The organism is Acidobacteriota bacterium, from assembly GCA_018001935.1.
Taxonomy (GTDB): domain Bacteria; phylum Acidobacteriota; class JAAYUB01; order JAAYUB01; family JAAYUB01; genus JAGNHB01.
On sequence record JAGNHB010000042.1, the window covers coordinates 28,727 to 50,846 of the forward strand.

Sequence of the window (22,120 nt, forward strand, 5' to 3'; positions counted from 1 at the left end):
GCAAGTGAAACCGGAAACAAACCGCGAACCACGATTCCGTGGTTCGCTTTTCGGTTTACCCGGGTTGGGGCTTGCGGTCGAACCAGCGGTACATCGCCGGGAGCACCCAGAGGGTCGAGAGGGTGGAGGTGACGAGCCCCCCCACCACCACCACGGCCAGGGGTCGCTGGATCTCGGCCCCCGGACCGCTGGCGAAGAGCATGGGGACCAGCGAGAAGACGGTGATGGACGCCGTCATCACGATGGGCCGCAGCCGGTTCCGGCAGGCTTCCAGGACGGCGTCCGCGACGTTGCCGCCCCCCTCCCGCAACTGGAGGACGCGGGAAACCAGCACCAGCCCGTTGAGCACGGCCACGCCGAAGAGCACCACGAAGCCCACCGACGCGGGCACCGACAGGTACAGCCCGGAGAGCCAGAGGGCGAAGAGGCCGCCCATCAGGGCGAAGGGAAGGTTCAGGAAGACCAGCGCCGCCGGCCGGGCGGCCTGGAAGGTCATGAACAGCAGCAGCAGCACCAGGAGCACCACCGCGGGCATGACCAGGGAGAGCCGCCGCACGGCCTGCTGCTGGTTCTCGAACTGGCCGCCCCAGGACACGGTGTAGCCGGGCGGCAGGGACACCTCCCGGTCGATCCGCTCCCGGGCCTCGGCGACGAACCCCCCGATGTCCCGCCCGGTGACGTTCACCTCGATCCCCATCCGGCGTTGCCCGCCTTCCCGGCTGATCTGGACCGGCCCTTCCTCCAGCTCCACCGAGGCCACGGCCGACAGCGGGACCGACGTTCCGCCCCCCGTGCCCACGGGAAGGCCCAGGAGCGTCTCCACGGAGCCCCGCAAGCCCTCGGGCAGCCGGACCGTGAGGTCGATGGCCCGGTTCTCCTCGTAGACCCGCGTGGCCGCCGTCCCCGCCATGGCCGTCTCCACGGTCTCCAGGATCTCCCGCCGGGAGAGCCCCCGGCTGGCGGCCTGGGCCCGATCCACGCGGACCACGAGGTAGGGCTGCCCCGCCACCTTCTCCACCACCATCTCGCTGGCGCCCGGGACCTTCGACAGGACCACGGCCATCTCCGCACACTTGGCGCGGAGCACGGCCAGGTCCTCCCCGAAGAGCTTGAGGATCACCTGGGCCCGGGTCCCCGCCACCAGTTCATCGATCCGGCACTGGATGGGCTGGCTGAAGCTGAACGCCATCCCCGGGATGTCCTCGAGGGACTTCCGCATCTTCGCCATCAACAGGCCCTTGTCCTTCGCAGTGGTCCACTCGGCGCGGGGGCGGAGCGACCCCACGAAACCGGTCTTGTCGACCCCCCGCGCTTCCAGGGCGATGCCGGTCTGCCCCGTCCGGGACACGAGGGTGTCCACCTCCGGGAACGTCATCAGGCGCCGGTGGACTTCCGCCGCTACCGACCCGGCCTTCTCCAGGGAAACGCCGGGGAGGAGCTGGAAATCCATGTCGAAGGCCCCCTCGTCCATGACGGGGATGAACTCCGTCCCCAGGTGGGGAATGAGCAGCAACGCCCCCGCCACCAGGGCCCCGAAGACTCCCAGCGGGACCCAGGGGTGCCGGGTCCCGTGGCGGAGCAGCGGCTCGTAGAGCCAGCGGGCCCCCTCCAGCAGGACGTTTCGGCGCTCGGCCCCCGGGCGCAGGAAGGTCGCGCAGAGAACAGGGACGACGAAGATCGAGAGGAGGAGCGAGGCCAGCAGGGCCACGGCGACGGTGAACGCCAGCGGGGAGAACATCTTGCCTTCCATCCCCTGCAGGGTGACGATGGGCACGAAGGTCAGGGCGATGATGAGTTCCCCGAAGATGCTCGGCCGCCGGACCTCCAGGACCGCCTTCAGGACGGCCGCCGAGGTCCCGGCCCGGGAGCGGTCCGTCTCCTCGCCGAGGCGCCGCTGGGCGTTCTCCACCTGGATGATGGTGGCGTCGATGATCATGCCGATTGAGATGGCCAGCCCCCCCAGCGACATGAGGTTGGCGCCCAGCCCCAGGGCCCGCATGAGGATGAAGGTCAGCAGGAGGGAGAGGGGGAGGGCGAGGATCACCACCAGCGCCCCCCGAAGGTTGCGCAGGAGCAGGTAGAGGACGATCGCCACCAGGACGGCCCCCTCCAGCAGGGTCCGCAGGACGGTGGCGACGCTCGTCTCCACCACGCCCGAGCGGGTGTGGAAAGGCCGAATCCGGGTCCCCTCCGGCAGGACGTTCCCCCCGTTGATCTCCCGGACCTTCTCCTCGACCCGGCGCACCACCGCCAGGCCGTTCTCGCCCTTGAGCATCATGACGATCCCGCCCACGGCCTCGGCGCCGTTCTTCAGGGCGAGCCCCTGGCGCGGGACCGCTCCGGCCTGCACCCGGGCCACGTCGCCGACCCGGACGGAGACCCCTTCGTGGGGGGTTTTGACCACCACCGCGGTGATGTCCGCCTCGTCCCGGAGCAGGCCGATCCCTCGGACGATGTACTGCTCCGAGGACCGGTTCACAAAACCGCCCCCGACGTTGAGGTTGTTCGCCCGCAAGGCCTCGGTCACGTCCTGGAACGCGAGCCCGTACTTCCGGAGTTTCTCCGGTTCCGGGAGCACCTGGTACTCCTTGATGTACCCGCCGAAGGAGTTCACCTCGTTGACGCCGGGGACGCCTTTGAGCAGGGGGGAGACCACCCAGTCCTGGAGCGTGCGCAGCCGGGTCAGCTCCGCGACCCGGTCGTCCCCCGGCGCCGGCGGGGGCCCTTCCAGGGTGTACTGGTACACCTCGCCCAGGGCGGTGGTCACCGGCCCCAGTTCGGCCTTCACCCCGTCGGGCAGGGTTTCCGACACCGAGGACAGGCGTTCGAAGACCAGTTGCCGGGCGAAGTAGATGTCGGTCCGGTCCTCGAAGACCAGGGTGACCACCGCCAGGCCGTACTTGGTGACGGACCGCAGGGTCTCCAGCCCCGGAAGGCCGCGCATGGCCGTCTCCACGGGGTGGGTGACGGCACGCTCGATCTCCGGGGGCGAGAGCCCGGGGGCGCTCACCATCACCTCCACCTGGACGCTGGTGACATCCGGGAAGGCGTCCAGGGGAAGGTCCCGGATCGCCACCACCCCCAACCCCGCCACGATCAGGACCACGAACAGCACCAGGACGCGGTTGCGGAGGGAAGCCCCCATCAGTTTTTCAATCATGGTGGTGCCCCGCGCATTCCGACTCGGGCTTGTTCAGCTCGGACTTCAGGGTGAAGGCCCCCCGGGCGGCGTACCGCTGGCCGGGGCGGAGACCGTCCAGGATCTCCTGCTTCCCGTCGATGACCCGGCCCAGCTTCACCGGTTGAGGCCGGAAACCCTTCTCGGTCCGAACGAAAACGCTCGGGGCGCCGTCCACGAGGAGGACCGCGTCAACGGGCAGGCGGACGGGGCCGGCCTTCTCCGCCAGCACCATCCGGGCCGTGACGAAGAGGCCGGGGCGCCACCGCCCGCCGGCGTTGGGGATCACCGCCCGGGCATGCACCGTCCGGGTCTGCTCCACCACCGTCGGCTCGATGTAGGCGATCCGGGCCGTCACCGCCGGGGCGCCCGGACCGCCGGACAGGATCACCTCCCGGCCGACGTGGACGGAAGGCAGGTCCTTCTGGTGAACGTCCAGGTCGACCCAGACGGTCCCGAGGTCCGCGACCCGGAAGGCGGGGGTGTCGTCCCGGAGCACCGAGCCCGGGTTGACGGTCTTCTCGATGACGGTGGCGTCGAAGGGCGCCGTCATCTCGTACCGCGTCACCGGCGCATCCTCCGCCGCGGTCAGTCGCTCGATCTCCCCGTCGGGGTACCCCAGGGCCTGGAGCCTCTGCCGGGCGGCCTGGAGTTCGATCTGCGCCTCCGTCAGGGCATTCCGGGCGTCGATGAGGTCCTGGCGGGCGGAGATGCGCTTCGCCTGCAGCTGCTCCTCCCGCTGGACGCTCTCCCGGGCCTTCTCGGCCCGTTGCCGGGCGGCGCGGTACCCGGCGAAGAGGTCCGCCAGCTCCCGGCTCTCCAGGACGGCCACCACCTCCCCCCGTCGAACCGTCTGCCCCAGGTTCTTCCGGACTTCCCGCACAACCCCCGACACCCGGGGCACGATCTGGGCGATCCGGTCCGCGTTCATCCGGACCTCCCCGACCAGGTCCAGCGCCACCGGGTCCGAACCTTCCTCCACCGTCGCCACGGCAATGCCGTAACGGCGTATCGTCGCTTCGTCCAGTTCGAGTTCCCGGTCGTCTTTTTCATGGTCGTGGTCCGCGTGTTCCGCCCCGTTCTCGTCCGGGTGGTCCCGCTCAGCGGCGCCGGCGAGGGGCGTCGCCGGCCGGCCGGCCAGGCGGAGACCGGCCAGGACCCCCAGGCCCAGCAGGGCGAAGCCGCCCAGGATCAACCACACCCACCGCCGGGTCACACGACCCCGCGAAACGTCCCGTCGCCCTTCCGGCGATGGTTCAATCAACGGAATTACAATCGTTTCCCCGTTCGATTCCCGGGTTGGCACGCGTCCCTCAGTCATGGGTCACCTCCTCGCCGGCGTTCAGGAAGCGATAAGGGTCGGGCGCCCCGTCGGGCGACGACAGCCGGTGAAGTTCCACCGCCGCCTTCAGGGCGGCCGCCACGGCGTCCACGATGCGCATTTCCACGTCCAGGTGGGTGCGCTCGGCGTCCAGGACGGCCAGGAAATCGAACTTGCCCAGCCGGTACCCCTCCTGGAGGGACTCGAGGGCTGCATGGCAGCCGGGCAGGATGACCCCGGAAAGGTTCCGCTCCTCCAGGCAGGCGAGGTCGAGGGCGTGCCGGGCCCGCCGCCAGGTCGAACGCAGTCGCGCTTCCAGCGACCGCAGTTCCGCCCGCGCCTGTTCGACCCGGACCTTCGCCTCGGCGATGGCCCCCTGGCGGCGGTCGTACCGGTTCAGGGGGATGGAAAGCCCTCCCACGAGGGCGACCCCCTTGCCGTCATTGAGGTAGCGGACCCCGGCGCTCACCGTCAGGTCGGTTCTCGCGGCGGACGCTTCCGCGGCCGCGGCGGCCTCGCGGGCTGCCAGCACGGCCTCGGCCTTTCGCCGCTCGGGGTTGCCCTCGAACGCCGGCGGCACGTCGGCGCGTGCAGCCTCGGGGAGCCGGAACGGCGCGCTCACCCCGTCGAAGTCCGCCTCCGCGTCCCCCCAGAGGCCGGCCAGGCGGTCCCGGGCCGCCCGGAGTTCCCCGTTCGCCTTCTCCACCTCGAGACGGGCCGAGGCCAGCGACACGGCCGCCCGGGTCTCTTCCACCGGTGAGTCTTTTCCGGCCTCCACCCGGATCCGGACCGTCTCGTGGATCCGCCGGGAGAGGTCGAGCAGGACCTGCCCGTTGGCCAAGCGTTCCTGGGCGTGCATGACGTCCACGAAAGCGGCGGCGGCTTCCGCGACCACCTCGGCCCGGCGGGCCTCCACCTCCCGGCACGCGGCGTCCCGCTCCGCCTCGGCCGCCCGGACGCGGGCGGAGCGCTTTCCGCCGCCCTCGATCCGGTGCGCGTAGACGGCGGTGGCCTCGGCAGAGGCCCCCAGGCCCACCTCACCGGTCCCCAGGACGTTCTCGATCTCGAAGCTGAGTTCCGGGTTCGGCTTCAGGCCGGCCTGGACCACCCGCCCCTCCATCGCCCGCGGCTCCTCCGCCGCCGCCTTCAGGCCGGGATGGCGCTCCAGGACCCGGCGGGCCGCCTCCGGCCAGGTGAGGGCCCGCCGGTACTCTGGGGCCGGACCGCGGACCGTCGGGCACCCCGCCGGGAAGCCGACGTGATGCGCGGCCGCCAGCATCATGGACAGGAGGACCGGTTTTACCCATTGCTGCATGATCATTCGTCAACTCCTCCGCAAGCTCCCCTCTCGAACCGGCGACACCGGCCGTGCGGGAGGACGCGAACCGGTGTCCCGGGCGGGTGCGGGCCCCGTGGAGGGCGCCCCTGGCCCGGGCTTCAGCCTGTGGGACACGGCCATGCGCGAAGGGCACACGCCGCTCATTCGGATTAGATTCGCAGGGGGGGAATTCGATTGCCGGGGGCGTGGGATAAGGGAGGGCCGCCCGGCGGCGAGGGCCGGGGCAAGGCGGTGTCCGGCGGGGCCCCGCCCGGGACCGCGGCGCACACGGGCGCCCCGGGCGTCACGGGGCCCGCGGCGGGCGCCGGCCCGGCCCGGTGCAGGCCGGGGAAGGGGCGGAGAGAGAGGTCGGAACAATCATCCCCGTCGCCGGGGCCGGCGAGGGCGGGACTGATCACGGGGTGAGTCGTCGTGCCCCGGTCGGACGGGTTCGCCCGGGGGTCGCCGCACCAGCCGGCGCAGGAAGCCGGGCCGCATGGGGCCGACCCCGAAAAGCCCCCGCCCGTGGGCTCGACCCGGACCGTCCCGTCCGCTTCACGGCACAGCACGAGACCGGCCGGGAAGGCCTGGCCGACGGCCTGGAGGGCCAGCAGGAGGTGCAGGATGAAACGGTGTGCCGTCATGCGTCCCCTGTCCGCCGCAGCGCCGGGGCACGGCGCCGGTGCGTTTTCCGCGATGCGCCCGCCGCCCGGGCAGACGCGGCGTGTCCAGCGGCAGTGTAAACGACCCGGCCGCGGGATGCAACCGCTTTGACGATCATCGCAACGGCCGCGGGATCGTCCCCCCCTTCGGCCCACGATCAGAGCCGCGCGCGTCGGCAAGCGGTCGCATTCTCCAGGTATTGCTCACCCCGGCGGCTGTTCCCGGGGAATGCGGGGCGGGCCGGGGCCGGGGGGGGGCCGTTTTCACTCCGGGGCGAAGGGGGCGTCCGTCCCGGGCGGGAGGGGAAGCTCGAACGCCTGGCCCACCATCCCCATGATGGCGTAGAACCCGCACAGGGTGACGATCTCCACCAACGCGGCGGCGCCGAAGCGCTCCAGGGCCTCCGCCTGGAGGTCGGGGGCCAGGGAGCGGTACGCCATGGCGGCCTCGGCCACGGCCGCGGCCGTCCGGTACGGCTCCGGGACCCGGAGCGGGTCGTCGCGGCGCAGGGCGTCGAGGACGTCCGGTCCCAGACCGGCGGCGGCCGCGGGCCCCGCGTGCGTCGCCCAGACGTAGGGGACCCGGTGCCGCCGGGCGAAACAGAGCACGACGAACTCGTAGAGGTCCCGGGGCAGCCGGGACGCGTAGCGCAGGTAGAACCCCAGGTCGTCCACCCGCTCCGCCAGGTGCGGCTGGTGCAACAGCGGCCCGTACGGCCCGGGCAGCCCCGCGCCCACCGCCTTCCGCCGCTCGGTCATCCGGCGAAGGGTCTCCGCCCCTTCCGCGTCGAGCCGCCCCGTCGGGTCCGTCAACCTCGCCATCCCGTCCTCCTCCCGCCTCGCGTCGCCCCGGTGCGAACGCACCCGGGCGCTGAGTGCAGGTAACCAGAAAACCCTGGAAATTGCAACCCCCATGCCGCAAACCCCGCGGTAGCGGCGCCCGGCGCTTGCATCCCGGCGGGTGGTCGGCTATGATGGAGGCGAGACCGGAACCGACGGGAGGCCCGCCATGCTGACGTTCGCCGAAGAGATCCTGCTCCTGGCCCTGGACGACACCGAGGGAACGCTCCGGGAACTCCCCGTCCTCTCCCTCGAGAACGCCCTGGGGGCCGCCGTCCTCATGGAACTCGCCTTCCTCGGGCGGATCGACAACGACCAGAAGGTCCTCCGGGTCGTGGACCCCAGCCCCACGGGCGACGCCGTCCTCGACACCGCGCTGGGCGACCTCCGCGCCCTCGGGGAGGACACCCCCATCACCGACGGGCTCGACACCCTCTTCCTGCGGGCGGGGGAGATCCGCACCCGCATCCTCGACCGCCTGGTGCACAAGGGCGTCCTCCGCGTCGTGGACCGCCGGATCCTCTGGGTGTTCGCCGTACGGCGCTACCCCAAGCGGGAGGGAAAGGAAACCCAGGAAGTCCGCGGCCGCCTCCGGGGGCTCCTCCTCTCCGACGAGATCCCGGACCCCCGGGACGCCGCCCTGGTGGCCCTGGTGGACGCCTGCCGGCTGTGGGACACCGTGTTTTCCGAGGCGGAACTCGACCGCGCCGCCGAACGCATCCGGGACGTCGCCCGCATGGACCTGATCGGCCAGGCGACCCTCCAGATGATCCGCCGCCTCGGCCAGATGCTCTTCACACCCCAACCGTTCTGACGCCAGGGGGAAGGCTGTTGGGCTGAAGGCTGTTAGGCTGAAGGCTGTTAGGCTGAAGGCTGTTAGGCTGAAGGTCCGGAGGGTTCACGTCGGGGTCGGGGTCGGTATCGGTATCGGTATCGCTATCGGGGTCGGTATCGGGGTCGGTATCGGTATCGGAATTCGCCATCGCCATCGCCTTTTCCATCGGCAACGTTCTCGCTCCCCCGTTCTCCTGTGGCCGCTCTTCGCCCAGCGACCCCGGCAAAGTCGACAGGAGAATTGGAAAGGACAAAAGGACCCAAAGGACAGCAGGGAAGGAAAACCCCGAATCTCGACCCTCCGCCTTGCCTCCCTGCGCCTTTAATCCCTCGACCCTCCGCCTTGCCTCCCTGTGCCTTTAATCCCCCGACCCTCCGCCTTGCCTCCCTGCGCCTTTAATCCCTCGACCCTCCGCCTTGCCCCCCTGCCGCCTTTAATCCCCCGACCCTCCGCCTTGCCTCCCTGCGCCTTTAATCCCTCGACCCTCCGCCTTGCCCCCTTGCCGTCCTTTAAGTCCCTTAAGTCCTTTTGGTCCTTTCGTCCTTTCGGGCATCATCCGGCGAAGGGCTCCCGGTTCCCCCCGCAAAGAGATTGCGGATCCGGCACCGTTGTGATACTTTCCCCGGATGTTGCCGGAAGCGGCTTCACCAAGCCCGCCGGAAGCTCGAGCACCCCGCGGAACCGCGCATCGGGAGAAACCGGACCATGAACCTATCCACCATCGACTGGCAAGCCCTCCTGCTGGGCTACCCCGTTCTCCTGCTCTCCCTCTCGGTGCACGAGTGCGCCCACGCCTGGACCGCCAACCGCCTCGGCGACCCCACCGCCCGGCTCCTGGGACGGGTGACCCTCAACCCCATCGCCCACATCGACGTCTTCGGGACGGTCCTCTTCCCCATCATCTCCATCCTCACCCACTTCCCCCTGATCGGCTGGGCAAAACCCGTGCCGGTCAACCTGCTCCACCTCAAACGCCCCTCCCGGGACAACATGCTCGTCTCCATCGCCGGGCCGGCGAGCAACCTGTGCCTGGCCGGCTTCTTCTTCGCGGCGTTCGCGGTCTTCCTGAGCGCGGCCCCGGAGGACATGAACCGAGGCATCGCCCAGCCCGTCGCCATCATCCTCTGGCACGGGACCCTGGTCAACCTCCTGCTCATGCTGTTCAACCTGATCCCCATCCACCCCCTCGACGGGAGCCACGTCCTGGAGCACTTCCTGCCCTACGAAGCCCGCCAGATGTACAACCAGGCCCGCCAGTTCGGCTTCATCGCCATCCTGCTGCTGTTCTACCTGGGCCTGACCGGCCTCGTCTTCCGCCCGGTGATCGGCTTCGTCAACAGCCTGATCATGCTTCTCCCCGGGCACGAAAAACTCTTCACCTGGTTGACCTGATGCCGGACCTCGCCCCCGCCCCCCTGCCCCCGCCGGTCGAGGCGGGCCCCGCCGCACCGGGCACCGAAATCGTCATCCACGGCGACCGGAACGAGATCCGGCTTCCCCTCTTCGAGGGGCCCATGGACCTCCTGCTGACCCTGATCCGCAAACAGGAGATCGACATCTACGACATCCCCATCGCCCTCATCACCGAGCAGTACCTGTCCTACCTCGAGGCGATGCAGGAACTCAACATCAACGTGGCGGGGGAGTTCCTGGAGACGGCGGCCACCCTCATCCTCATCAAGTCGAAGATGCTCCTGCCGCCGGACCCCGAGGAGGAAGGCGAGGAGGACGCCGTGGAGGACCCGCGGAAGGAACTGGTGGACCGCCTCCTCGAGTACGAGAAGTTCCAGGAGGCCGCCCAGGAGCTGTACACCCGGCAGGAACTGGAGGCCGGGACCTGGTCCGTCTCGCGCCTCGGCGAGGTGGCGCCCGACGCCGACGAACTGGTCTGCGTCTCCCTCATGGACCTCGTCGGGGCCTTCCGGAGCGTGCTGCAGCGCCTGGAGGAGCGCCGGGTGGTGGAACTCGACCGGGAGGCCGTCACCGTGGCGGAGAAGATCGACCAGATCCGCCAGATCCTCCGGCACCGGAAGACGATCCGGTTCTCCAGCTTCCTCCGGGAGGGCGTCACGCGCCTGCACGTGGTGGTTCTGTTCATCGCCGTGCTGGAGCTGGTCCGGACGAAGGACGTCCTGGTCCGCCAGGAAGGCTTCGACGACGACATCCTCATCATCCGCCGCCAGAAGAGGGTCTCATGAGCGACGCGGCCCTCAAGGCGACCCTGGAAGCGATCCTCTACGTCTCCGAGGAGCCGGTGTCGACGGACCAGCTGGCCGAGGCCTTCCCCCAGACGCCTCGGGAGGCCCTCCAGGCGGCCCTCGACGAACTGGCCGCCGACTTCGGGGCGCCCGACCGGGGGGTGACCCTCCGCCTCGTGGCCGGAGGGTGGCGGCTCTCCACCCGGCTGGAGTACCACGAGCCGGTCCGGCGCTTCCTCAAGTCACGGCCCGGCTTCAAGCTCTCCATGGCGGCCCTCGAGACCCTGGCCATCATCGCCTACAAACAGCCGGTGACGGTCCCCGAGATCATGGCCATCCGGGGCGTGAAGTCGCCGGGGGCCGTCAAGACCCTGCTGGAGAAGAAGCTCATCGCCCCGCGCGGCCGACGGAAGGTGGTGGGCTCCCCCATGCAGTACGGCACCAGCAGGGAATTCCTCCTCCACTTCGGGCTCTCCTCCCTCAAGGACCTTCCCACCTTCGAGGAGTTCGAGGAGATTTTCGGCGACAAGGCCGACCAGATGAAGCAGAAGAGCCTCTTCGACGCCAAACTGGAGGGGATCGCCGCCAGCGGCGACGTTTTCGCCGACGAGGGCCCGGGCGAGGGCCCCGCGGAACCCGGGGGGGGCGACACCCTGTTCTTCCCGGACGAGGGCCCGCTGCTTCCCGGGATGGACGAGCGCTGAAGGGGAGCCGGCCGCTTTCCCCCCGCCGCGGCCCATTTTTCACGGAAAGCGGAACTTTTCCCTTGTTTCCCTGAAGATCCATTTCATATAATTAACGTTTAGAATGCATCGAGGGAGTGTGTCCGCATGGCGCAAATTTCCCACGTCGACAAGGAAATCAAGCTCAAGGTGGTATATTACGGGCCCGCCCTCAGCGGAAAGACCACGAACCTGATCTACATCCACCAGGTCCTCTTCCCCAACCAGAAAGTCAAACTCTTCTCCATCAACACCGGTGACGACCGCACGCTCTTCTTCGACCTCCTCCCCCTGGAGCTGGGCGTCATCAACGGTTACAACGTCAAGATGCAGCTCTTCACGGTCCCCGGCCAGGTCAAGTACAACCAGACCCGGCGGACGGTCCTGGGGAAGGCGGACGGCGTGGTCTTTGTGGCCGACTCCACCCGGAAGATGCAGGACGACAACTGGGAGAGCTTCGAGAACATGCGGGAGAACCTGAAGGCCAACAAGCTGGACTTCAAGACGATCCCCCTGGTCTACCAGTACAACAAGCAGGACCTCGAGGACATCCTGCCCGTCGAGGAGATGGACGGGATCCTCAACGAGCGGTCCGTGCCCTCCTTCGGCGCCATCGCGGTGACCGGGGTGGGGGTCCTCCAGACGCTGAAAGCGGCCATCATGGCGGTGCTCCAGGCCTTCAACCGGGAGTTCCCCGACTTCTCCATCGCCGAGATCGAGGACAAGATCGACCGGAGCTTCGAGGCGGTCCTGGACACCTACCAGCGCAAGATCCGCCCCTCCGGCACCGCCTCCGGCGAGGCGGAGGAACCGCCGGCGGCCAAGCCGTCCGCGACGGGGACGCACAGCGTGAAGGTGCTGGAGCGGCGGGACGACATCTCCCAGGCGCGGCTGCTGGAAAAGGCGGTCGAGACCAACATCGAGATGGTCGAGCTCTACAACGAGCTCAACACCCTCAAGAACCAGATGGAGCAGCGGAACCGGGAGTTCACCATCCTGAGCCAGATCAACCAGGCGCTGACGGAGAAGTTCGACCCCGAGAACCTCCCGAAGCTGATGTTCAAGTCCATCCTGCTCACCTTCCAGACCTCCTACGGGTCCCTGCTCGAGTTCAACCGCTCCGCCGGGCGGTTCAGCGACAGCCTCCTCACCGGCTTCAACCGGGACCCCCTGGCCAACATCCAGCTCGGGGGGAACGAGTCCTTCGCCCTGCAGGTTTTCAACTCCCTCAAACCGGTCTGCTTCAACATCTTCTCCTACGAAGACCAGAACATGCCGCCGAAGCAGCGGATCGCCCTCGCCGACGAGTTGAAGCGCATGAAGATCATGGCCTTCATGAGCGTCCCCCTCCACGCCGGCGGCACGGGCTACGGCCTTCTGAACGTCTACCAGATGATCAACGAGTCGAGCGTCCTCAAGGCGTACGGCAACGAGGACCTCCTCTTCCTCTCCCGGCTGGCCACCACCATGTCCCTGGCCTTCGAGAAGAAGCTCTTCGTCCGGAAGCTCATGGAGAGCACCCGCGACGTCGACGCCAAGGTCGAAAAGGCGACGGCCCAGCTCCGGGAGGAACTCAAGTCCGTCTGGCTCCGGAACCAGGATGTCCAGATGAAGCTGAACAACCTCCGGGTCATGCTGGACCCCGTCATGCGGATGGAGATCCAGCGCGACGCCCGGATGCGGGACTTCAAGACCGAGATCAGCAAGCCGATCTCCTCCATGCTGATGGCTTCGCGGATCGTCGAAAAGGTGGGCTCGAGCAACCCCGATAATATCGAGAAGGTGGTCGGAGTCTTCCGGGAGGAATCGTCCAAGCTCAACCGGATCCTGGACGGTCTCGATTCGGGTTCGCGCCAGTACTTCAAATCCGCCGACTTCGTCGACGAGGTCTTCCCGATCCGCGAGATCATCGACGAGCTGCGGAACGGTTTCCAGCCGATCCTGCGTTCCCGGGGGCTCGTGTGGCGGGAACACCTCCCCGAGCGGAACCTCTTCGCCAAGGTCGACAAGGAGAAGGTCCGTTTCGTGCTGAACCAGCTGGTGGACAACGCCATCCGGTTCACCCCCGTCGGCCACATCGAAATCAGTGTCCAGTACGACCCCGTCTACAACGACCGGTACATGGTGGTCTCCTGCGCCGACACCGGGCAGGGCATCGAGCGGGAGCACCTGGCCCACATCTTCGACCGCTTCTACCAGCGCCCGGCGGAAAACGAATCCGCCGACCACTACGGTCTGGGCCTCTTCCTCTGCAAGGAGATCATCGAGCACTACGGCGGCAAGATCTGGGCGAAGAGCGAGGTCGGGGTCAGTTCCACCTTCTACTTCGAACTCCCGGTCAAGATTCCCTGATGGCCCCCCGCGGGGAAAGGTGAACCATGCTATTTTTCGACCGTGACGCCCTCATGCAATCCGCCGCCCACTGCGTGGCGAAGGGGAAGCTCGAGAAGGCCGTCGCAAAGTACCGCAAGATCCTGTCGCGCAAGCCCGACGACAAGGAAGCCCTCGGCCTGGCCGGGGACCTCCTGATCCAGTTGGGGAACAAGAAGGTCGGTTTCCAGTGCCTGGACCGGGCCGCCGCCCTCTACCTCGAGAGCGGGGAGTGGGCCAAGGCCATCACCGTCTACAACAAGATGCTCCGGCACGACCCCGAGAACGAGACGCTGATGACCACGGTGGCGGACATCTACCAGCAGAAGGAGAAGACCCGGGAAGCCGTCGAGGTCCTGCTCAAGGCCGCCAAGGTCAAGAGCAAGACGGACCCTTCCAAGGCCATCTATTTCCTGGAGCGGGTCACCCGGCTCGCCCCCGACAACCTGGAAGCCCTCGAGATCCTCGCGGACCACTACGACAAGCAGAAACTCACCGGCCGCGCCCGGGACTGCCACCTGGCGGCCGGGAAGAAGTACTTCGAGCGGGGGGAGTTCGCCCGGTGCTGCCTGCACCTTTACGAGATCATCCAGGCGGAGCCCGACAACCGGGAGGTCAGCCTCATCGTCCTCCAGGCGCTGGTCAAGCTGGGGAGCCACGAGGACGCCCTCGTCCTGCTCAACAGCATGGGGCTCGGGGAAGAGGACCCCGACCCCCAGCTCATGCCCTACCGGATCAGCCTCCTCTTCGAACTCGAGAAAAAGGACGAGTTGATCGGGCTTCTGCACAAGCACTTCATGATCTCCCCCAAGGGGGACGAGATCCTCTTCCAGTACGTCGAACGGGCGATCCAGAAGAAGCGGTACGGCCTGGCCATGGACATGATCGGCATCCTCGACCTGTCCCGCTACCACGAGTACGGCGGGAAGCTGACCGACATCCTCCAGCGGATCCTGGCCGAAGACGAAGGCAACACCCAGGCGCTGCAGAAACTCGCCGAGTTCAAGATGTACGTGGGCGACATCCAGGCCGTCCAGGGACTGTACCCGAAGCTCTACGAGATGTTCGTCCGGCAGAGCGAGAACCGCAAGGCCTACCAGCTCCTGGAGAAGTGGCTCAACCTGGACGAGAGCAACGAGTGGGTCCGGCACGAGATGCGGCGGCTGAAACTGGCGCTCGACGAGGAATCCTACGGGAAGATGGACCTGATCCGGGGAAAACTCGAGGAGATCGGCCTGGAGGACGTCATCCAGATGCTGGAATCCGCCCGAAAGACCGGGATCCTGCGCATCCGCTTCGCCGACCGGGAAGGCCACGTCTATTTCAACGACGGGAACATGTTCCACGCCATCTTCAAGGAGAAGATCGGGCAGCACGCCATCATCGAGCTGAAACGGCTCAAGGGCGGCGACTTCATGTTCGACCCGAAACTCCCCGAAAACCCGCCCGAGACGCTCCGGGGCTCCAACATGGCCATCGTCCTCGAGGCGCTGCGCGTCATCGACGAGGAGGCCATCCGGGAAAAGGACGCCCTGGGGCTCGACGAGATCACCCTCTGAACCCCGTTCCGGCCGGCCGGCCGGCGGGGACCACCCCGTCCGGATCATCCGGAAAGGGAACCACGGAATACACGGGCAGGCATCCGGGGCCGGGGCATGATGTTCACGGCAGCCGCGATTCACCTCAGGATTCTTCTCCGTGCCTCTGTGCCTTTGTGAGAGACCTTCCGGAAGCTTCCTCCCGGAGGCGGGGCGACCCGGTGAAGGTCAGCTTTCGTGCCCCCTGGCCGCATCCCCGGCAACTCGTTTTTCTTTGCGGGCTTGGCGCCTTGGCGAGATCAGGATCCGGATCGGCTCTCGCCAGGGCGCCAAGACCGCAATGAAACCGGACCGTGATCTCGCCAGGGAAGACCGCTATCGCGCCGGCTCGTGTGGCATGCCCCGTCAGCACCGTCCGCCGCGTCGGGGTCGCGCCGCTCCGGCGACCTGCGCGGCGCGATCAAAGCGGCGCTCCGGCAGCCTTCGCGCCGCACTCCGCAAGGAAGGGGGTGGATCGAGGGTTGCGACCGCGATTGCGACCGCGATTGCGACCGCGATTGCGACTGCGACTGCGATTGCGACGGCGATTGCGACTGCGACTGCGATTGCGACGGCGATGCGATAGCGACGGCGATTGCGATACCGATACCGATGAAAATGACTCCGGACCTTCAGCCTTCAGTCTAACAGCCTTCAGCCTAACAACCTTCAGCCTAACAGCCTTCAGCCTAACAGCCTTCAGCCTAAAAGCCTTCAGCCTTACCCGCGCCTACGGCCCGACCTCCACCAGGGTCGTCGCGTCGGGGTCGAGGTGCCGGCGGGCCGCCTCGCGGACCCCCCTCGCAGTGACGGCCCCCACCAGTTCGGGGAACCGGTCGATGTAGTCGAAGCCCAGGCCGTAGACGTGGGCGGCCAGGATGAACGAGGCCACCTGGGAAAGGGTCTCGAACTTGAAGACGAAGCTCCCGGTCAGGTAGTCCTTGGCCGCTTTCAGCTCGTCCTCGGACACCCGGTCGTTCCGGATCGCCCGAATTTCCCTCAGCATCCCCTCGAGGGCCTGGTCCCGCTTGTCCGGCGACGTGCCGATGTAGGCGGTGAAGGTCCCCGGGTCGGGGCCGGCGGAGGAGCAGATCCCCGCCCAGGTGGTGTAGGCGAGCCCCATCTCGTCCCGGAGTTTCCGGGGAATCCGCGAGGTGAAGCCCGGCCCCCCGCCCAGGATGATGTCCATCACCAGCAGGCGGTAGTAATCGGGGTCGGTTCGGCGAATCCCCAGGTGCCCGAGGAACAGGTGCAGCTGTTCCCGGTCGTCCACCCGGATCCGCCCCCCCAGCGCCGCCCGCTGCCGCCGGAGACCGAGTTCCACCCGCTGCAGCCGCTCCCCCCGGCGGACGGCCCCCAGCCGCTCTCGGACCACGTCCGCCATCCGATCCGGCTCGAAGTCCCCCACCAGGGTCAACAGTGCGTTCCCCGCGTGGAACCACTTCCGGTGAAAGTCCGCCAGGTGCTCCCGCCGAACGGCTGGCACCGTGTCCTTGTAACCCGCCAGCGGGTGGGCGAGAGGGGTGCCGTCGTAGACCAGGCGATTGAACTCCCTGGCGCCGAGGTACTCGGGGCGGTCTTCCATGGAGGCCAGGCGGCTCAGGACCTGCGACTTCACCAGCTCCAGCCGGTCCTCGGGGAAGCTGGCGTCGAAGATCATCTCCGCCAGGAGGTCGAACGCCCGGGGGAAATCCTCCGACAGGACCTTGAACGTCACCCCGGCCGACTCCCGGGTGGCGAAGCTCTCCATGACCCCGCCCCGTTCGTCGAAGTAGGCCGAGATCTCGGCGTGGGAGTGCCGGCTGGTCCCCTCGTCCAGCAGGTTGCCCAGGAGGTATCCCATCCCCTGGAGGCCGGGGGGGTCCTCCCGCCCGCCGGCGAGGACCATCGCCGAGGCGTAGACGGCGGGGATGCGGGGCATCGGGCACAGGAAAACCCGAAGGCCGTTGTCCAGGACGAGTTCCCGGATGTCCAGGTGGACCCGCGGCCCGCCGTGACCGGCACGGGGGTGCGCCGGCGCCGGGGCGGGCCGTTCGGGGTTCCCGTCACGGTAGTGGCACCGGAAGACCGGTCCCGGGATTTCCGGTTCGTCCTCCCCGGCAGGCCCGCCGACCACCACGCCCTTCCGGCTGGCGGCCATCCGCCCGATCACGCACCGGTCCGGGGTGAAGATGCGCCCCGCCGTCTCCCGGATCTCCCCGGCGGTGACCTGGAGGGCCTTGCCCAGGAATCCCGTGTAGATGTCGTGCGACCCGATGCACTCGTACACGCCCAGGTTGACGGCCACGTTGACGATGTCCTCGCTCTCGAAGATGAAGTCGGCCAGGAGCTGGCGCCGCGCACGCTCCAGTTCGGCCTCGGCGACCCCGTCCTCCGCCACGCGCCGCAACTCGTCGAACACGGCGTCCTCCACGGCCTCGAAGGGCACTCCCGGCTTGATCTCGGCCGAGAGGCTCACCAGGGAGGGGTCCATCATGTCCTCGAAGGAGAGCGAGACCGCGGAGACCGTCTGGTCCTTCTCCACCAGGCGCTGGTAGATGCGGCTGGTCTTCCCCTCCGACAGGATGTACTGGAGGATGTTGGCCGCGTGAAGGTCCGCCCCGAACGTGGACGGCCCGTGAAAAGCCACGAGAAGCCTCGCGCCGTGGGACGGCATGTGGGAAGTGAACCGGATCACCCCGTCGGGAGGCGGGTCGGGTGGCAGCTTCCGGTCCTTCACGGGGCGGCCGGGAAGGGCCCCGAACCGTTTCTCGACCGCTTCCAGGGCCCGGTCCGCCTGCACGTCCCCCGAGAGGACCAGGAAGGCGTTGGCCGGGTGGTAGTGATCCCGGTACCAGCGGCGGACCTGGGCCCGGGTGATCCGCTCCAGGTCCTCCCGCCAGCCGATGATGGGGTTCCGGTAGGGGTGCCGGCGGAAGGCCAGCGACAGAACGTTCCGCCGGAGGTGTTCCCAGGGGTTGTCCTCGCCCATGGACAACTCCTCCAGGACGACCTGCTTCTCCATCCGGAACTCGCCGGGGTCGAGGAGGAGGCCTGTCATCCGGTCCGCTTCGATGTCCAGGGCGGTTTCCCACCGGTCCGAGGCGAAGGCGAAGTAGTACCCGGTGTAGTCGTAGGAGGTGAAGGCGTTGTCGTGGCCGCCCAGGCGGAGGGTCACGGCGTCGATGGCGCCCTTGGGGAACCGTCGCGACCCCTTGAACATCAGGTGCTCCAGCAGGTGGGAGATGCCGGTTTCGCCCGATTTCTCGTCACGAGCCCCCACCCGGTACCAGATGGTGGAGCAGACGATGGGGAGCGCGTGGTCTTCGGCCACCAGCAGGCCGAGGCCGTTGGGGAGGGTGAAGGCGCGGACCTCGGGGATGCCGGGGTGGCGTGCGGGGTCCCGGTCGGTGCGCTCAGCGGGCATTCCCGCCGTCCTTCCCGCCCTCCGCGGGTTCGAAGGCCTGGTTCCGCCACATCCGCTTCATGTCGTAGGGCGCCGGCGCCCCCCCCAGGTAGGTGTGAAACCAGTCGAGGTGCGCGTTGTAGTAAAAGGGCATGCTCTTGACGGCATCCGGCCAGTGGCCGTCGTTTTTGAACACGATGAGCCGCGAGGGGACCTTCATCTTCTGCAGGTCGGTGAAGAAGTGGAGGCTCTGGGTGTAGGGCACCCGGTAGTCCCGCTCCCCCGTGATCACCAGGCAGGGGGTCCTGTAGTTCGCGACACGCTCCGAGGGGTTCTGGGAACGGTAGATCGGGGATTCCCACGGCACCCCGCCCAGGTCGTACTCGGGGAACCACAGCTCCTCCGTGGCCCCGTGCATGGAACGCAGGTCGTACACGCCCATCATGGCCGCCAGCGCCTTGAAACGGGTGGCCTGCCCCTCGAGCCACATCATGGCGTAACCGCCCCAGCTCCACCCCATGGCCCCCATCCGGTCGGGGTCCACGTACGGCAGCGCCGCCAGGGCGTCCGTCACCTTCAGGACGTCCTCGATGACCTTCCCGTTCCAGTCCTTCGAGATGGCGTCGGTGTAGGCCTGCCCGTAACCCGTGGAACCGTGTGGGTTGGGGAAGGCCACCACGTAACCTGCGCCGGGGTAGACCTGCCAGTCGCCCCGGAACGCGTCGGCCCACATCATCTGGGGCCCGCCGTGGACGTTGAGGATCAGGGGGTACTTCTTCGCCGGGTCGAAACCGTGGGGCTTGACCACGAAGACGTGCACGTCGGCGCCGTCCGCCCCCTTGACCCACATCTCCTCGGCCGGGCGGAAGTCCACCTCGTCACGGACCGCCTGGTTGAGCGTGGTCAGGCGTTTCAGCGTGCCGTCGGCCAGGTCGCAGCGATAGAGGTCGGCCGGCTCGCCGACGGCGTCCTTCACGATCACGGCCCAGCGCCCCGTGGGGTCCAGGTCCCAGGCCCGGACGTGGACGTCCCTCACCAGGCTCTCCGGCTTGCCGCCCTCCACCGGGACGCGGCAGAAGGCCGTCCGGCCCTTCACGTCCGCGGTGAACAGGAGGGACTTCGAGTCCGGCGCCCACCGGAACTCGCCCACCCAGTCGTCCCAGTGGCGGGTCACTTCCCGGCGCTCGCCCGTGGCCCGGTCGAGGACCATCAACCGGAACCGGTCCGCCTCGAACGTGGGGACCGCCTGGGCCAGGTAGGCCAGGTACTTCCCGTCGGGGGAGTAGAGCGGCGCGGTGTCGGACGCCTTGTTGTCCGCCGTCAGGCACCGGGGCTCACCCCCGGTGACCGGGACGGTCCAGAGGTCCGTGTTGGTGGTGGAGGCTTCGTCGGCCTCCCGGTTGGACACGAAGCAGATCTCCCTCCCGTCCGGGGAGAGGTCGTACCCCCGGCCGCCGGTCGAGAAGGCGGGGGAGTCGTAGTCCCCGGGCGTCAGGTCGGTCACCGCGCCCGTCTTCACGTCCACGCACAGCACGTGGGAGCGCCGGCCGTCGGCCCAGTCCGTCCAGTGGCGGTAGAGCAGCCGGTCGGCCAGGTGGGCCTGGAGGGGGCCCTTGTCGAGGCCGTCCTGGATTTTCTTGTTGCAGGCGTCGTCGGCGCCGCACTCGGGGAAGACGGAACTGGTGAAGAACACCGTGGCGCCGCCGGGGGCCCACTCCGCCGCATCGACGCCGGTGGAGAGCTTCGTCAGCTGGCGCGCCTCCGCGGGTTCCACCGGGAGGGCCCAGGCCTGGGACCCCTCTTTGCGGCCCGACAGGAAGAGGATCGACCGGCCGTCCGGCGACCAGCGGGGCGCCCGGCTGGACGCCTCGGCCCGGGTCACCTGCCGCGGCTCGCCCCCCTCGGCGTCCACGACCCAGACCTGGGTCACGGACTTGCCCTTCGCCAGGTCGCTCTCCGACACGGTGAAGAGGACCCGCTGGCCGTCCGGGGAGATCCGGGGGTCCCCGATCCCTTTCAAGCGGTAGAGGTCGGCGATGGTGCAGGCGCGCTTGCCCGCCGCGAAGACCGCGACGGCGCCCAGAAGGCCGGACAGGGCCACGAGGGCCAGGATGACTCGCTTCATCTTGTTATTCCTCCCGGGAACGAAACTGCCGGCCTCCCCGGGGAAGACCGGCGGAAGACCGCCCATTATCCATCACCCGTTCTCCCCCCGCAACCGGATATCCGCACTCTTTTTTCCGCGGGGTTCAGGAGGCGACGACGGAACGGATGAAGGCGTCCACGTCGAACTTCGCGCGGCAGCCGCCGAGGGTCATGCAGCGGATCTTGCCGAAGATGGGGCGCTCCGGCCACGGCCGGTCGTGGACGCCGGCGACGGACCAGGCGATCCCGGCATACCCGTTCGGGTCCCGGCCGTCGAGCTGGTAGCGGTCGTTGAGTTCCACCGCCGCGGCGAAAGCCTCCTCGGGGGTGGGGCTCCACTCCAGGATCTTCTTCGCCCAGTACATCCGGAGGTAGCCGTGCATCCCCCCCCTCCGGACCAGCTCCACCTGGGCGGCGTTCCAGAGGGGGTCGTGCGTCCGGGCATTCTCGAGGGCGGCGAGGTCGTAGGCGTACGGGCGCCGGTCGGCACGGTGGGCGTCCAGGGTGGCTTTCGCCCAGGCCGGGGCGCAAGCCAGGGAATCGTACGCCGGTTCGAAGCGGCAGAAATTGTCCGACAGTTCGCGGCGGACGATCAACTCCTCGAGGAAACGGTCCTTCGCTCCCGGCGGCGCCGGGGCGTCCTGAACGGCCAGGGCCACCCGCCGGGGCGAGATCTGGCCGAAGTGAAGGTAGGGCGACAGGCCGGACACCGCCCCCGCGTTGGGGTCGGAAGCGGAGTCGGCATAGCGGGGCAGCCGCTCCCGCAGGAAGGACCGGAGGACGACGGCCGCGGCCGCCTCGCCCGGCGCCACCCGGGAGATGGGCCCCGCCCCGCGGTCCACCGACAGGCGGCGCAGAACCTCCAGGGGCTCGGGGGCATCCGGCAGGGGTGTCCAGGGAAAGGGGTGGTCTTCCAACCCCGGGAACTCCACGAGAAATTCCGGCAGCAACCGGGTGATTTTCGGACGAAGCGTCCGGGCGCCCACCTCCTTCCGCCCCGAAGCCAGGTGCACGGGGACCACGTTGTGGGCATCCACCACGAGGAAGGCGGCCTTCGTCCGGTCGCGCACGCCGGCCCGCCAGGCCGTCTTGACCCGCAGGGGGTCGTAGTCGGTCACCACCGCGCTCACCCCCCGCTGTTCGCAGAATGCGGGCAGCGTCCGGTCCGGTTCCCCGTCGAGCAGCAGGAAGGGGATCCCCCGGGCGGCCAGGTCCCGCCGGGCCGCCGAAAGCCCCTGGATCAGGAAATCGTACGCCCGCCAGGTGGCGCCGGGGAACTTCGGGTCCAGGCAGAAAACGACCCCCAGGGGCCGGCGGGTCTCCAGGGCCAGGCGCTGTGCGGCGAGAAGGGCCGGGTTGTCCGCGGCGCGCTGGTCCCGGCTCATCCAGTAGACCACGGGGCCGGGGAGGTCTTCCCCGCCGCCGCGCGCTTCCACGACACAGCGCCCGAGGGGCCCAGCGGCCGCAAGAGCAGCTTGAAAAACCGGCTCGGACGTCAACCTGTCACCCCCTGGAGCGGCCATCTCGTGGAAGCCGGTCCCTCCGGACCTGCAGCCTGCAGCCTAACCC

14 protein-coding genes are annotated in these 22,120 nt (G+C 68.5%); 6 read left to right on the top strand and 8 right to left on the bottom strand.

Going from position 1 to position 22,120, the window contains the following annotated elements; translation table 11 throughout:
* Window positions 1-55: 55 nt before the first annotated feature.
* The 5 genes from KA419_14825 to KA419_14845 all read right to left on the bottom strand — a co-directional run bounded on the left by KA419_14825 (window position 56) and on the right by KA419_14845 (window position 7,301).
* On the bottom strand, window positions 56-3,160 hold the full coding sequence (locus tag KA419_14825; GenBank protein MBP7867208.1) for an efflux RND transporter permease subunit: 3,105 nt from the start codon (window positions 3,158-3,160) through the stop codon (window positions 56-58).
* Window positions 3,153-4,394 (bottom strand): efflux RND transporter periplasmic adaptor subunit, encoded by a 1,242-nt coding sequence (locus KA419_14830; GenBank protein MBP7867209.1) that lies wholly within the window; start codon window positions 4,392-4,394, stop codon window positions 3,153-3,155. The genes KA419_14825 and KA419_14830 overlap by 8 nt, the downstream gene beginning before the upstream one ends.
* 97 nt (window positions 4,395-4,491) lie before the next feature.
* The gene (locus KA419_14835; protein ID MBP7867210.1) at window positions 4,492-5,820 is read right to left on the bottom strand and encodes a TolC family protein; all 1,329 of its coding nucleotides are present in this window, start codon (window positions 5,818-5,820) and stop codon (window positions 4,492-4,494) included.
* A 167-nt stretch (window positions 5,821-5,987) separates the two neighbouring features.
* Window positions 5,988-6,461, bottom strand: coding sequence for a hypothetical protein (locus KA419_14840; GenBank protein MBP7867211.1), 474 nt, complete (start codon window positions 6,459-6,461; stop codon window positions 5,988-5,990).
* A gap of 282 nt (window positions 6,462-6,743) precedes the next feature.
* The gene (locus tag KA419_14845; protein MBP7867212.1) at window positions 6,744-7,301 is read right to left on the bottom strand and encodes a hypothetical protein; all 558 of its coding nucleotides are present in this window, start codon (window positions 7,299-7,301) and stop codon (window positions 6,744-6,746) included.
* A gap of 187 nt (window positions 7,302-7,488) precedes the next feature.
* Between KA419_14845 and KA419_14850 the strand changes: the two genes are divergently transcribed.
* The 6 genes from KA419_14850 (at window position 7,489) to KA419_14875 (ending at window position 15,003) form a co-directional block, all read left to right on the top strand.
* A complete protein-coding gene (locus tag KA419_14850; protein MBP7867213.1) occupies window positions 7,489-8,133 on the top strand; it encodes a GPP34 family phosphoprotein in 645 nt (214 codons plus the stop codon).
* Between the two features lie 726 nt (window positions 8,134-8,859).
* Complete coding sequence (locus tag KA419_14855) at window positions 8,860-9,546, top strand: site-2 protease family protein (GenBank protein ID MBP7867214.1); 687 nt, start codon at window positions 8,860-8,862, stop codon at window positions 9,544-9,546.
* On the top strand, window positions 9,546-10,352 hold the full coding sequence (locus KA419_14860) for a segregation/condensation protein A (protein ID MBP7867215.1): 807 nt from the start codon (window positions 9,546-9,548) through the stop codon (window positions 10,350-10,352). Before KA419_14855 ends, KA419_14860 begins: the two co-directional genes overlap by 1 nt.
* Window positions 10,349-11,056: an SMC-Scp complex subunit ScpB gene (gene scpB / locus KA419_14865; GenBank protein ID MBP7867216.1), complete on the top strand. Its 708-nt coding sequence runs from the start codon at window positions 10,349-10,351 to the stop codon at window positions 11,054-11,056. Before KA419_14860 ends, scpB begins: the two co-directional genes overlap by 4 nt.
* 126 nt (window positions 11,057-11,182) lie before the next feature.
* Complete coding sequence (locus KA419_14870) at window positions 11,183-13,426, top strand: hypothetical protein (GenBank protein ID MBP7867217.1); 2,244 nt, start codon at window positions 11,183-11,185, stop codon at window positions 13,424-13,426.
* A gap of 26 nt (window positions 13,427-13,452) precedes the next feature.
* Complete coding sequence (locus KA419_14875) at window positions 13,453-15,003, top strand: DUF4388 domain-containing protein (protein MBP7867218.1); 1,551 nt, start codon at window positions 13,453-13,455, stop codon at window positions 15,001-15,003.
* A 748-nt stretch (window positions 15,004-15,751) separates the two neighbouring features.
* Here KA419_14875 and KA419_14880 read toward each other — a convergent pair.
* From KA419_14880 to phrB, 3 genes are all read right to left on the bottom strand, one after another.
* Window positions 15,752-18,427 (bottom strand): insulinase family protein, encoded by a 2,676-nt coding sequence (locus KA419_14880; protein MBP7867219.1) that lies wholly within the window; start codon window positions 18,425-18,427, stop codon window positions 15,752-15,754.
* Complete coding sequence (locus KA419_14885) at window positions 18,417-20,531, bottom strand: S9 family peptidase (protein ID MBP7867220.1); 2,115 nt, start codon at window positions 20,529-20,531, stop codon at window positions 18,417-18,419. Before KA419_14885 ends, KA419_14880 begins: the two co-directional genes overlap by 11 nt.
* A gap of 124 nt (window positions 20,532-20,655) precedes the next feature.
* On the bottom strand, window positions 20,656-22,074 hold the full coding sequence (phrB, locus tag KA419_14890; GenBank protein ID MBP7867221.1) for a deoxyribodipyrimidine photo-lyase: 1,419 nt from the start codon (window positions 22,072-22,074) through the stop codon (window positions 20,656-20,658).
* Window positions 22,075-22,120: the final 46 nt, after the last annotated feature.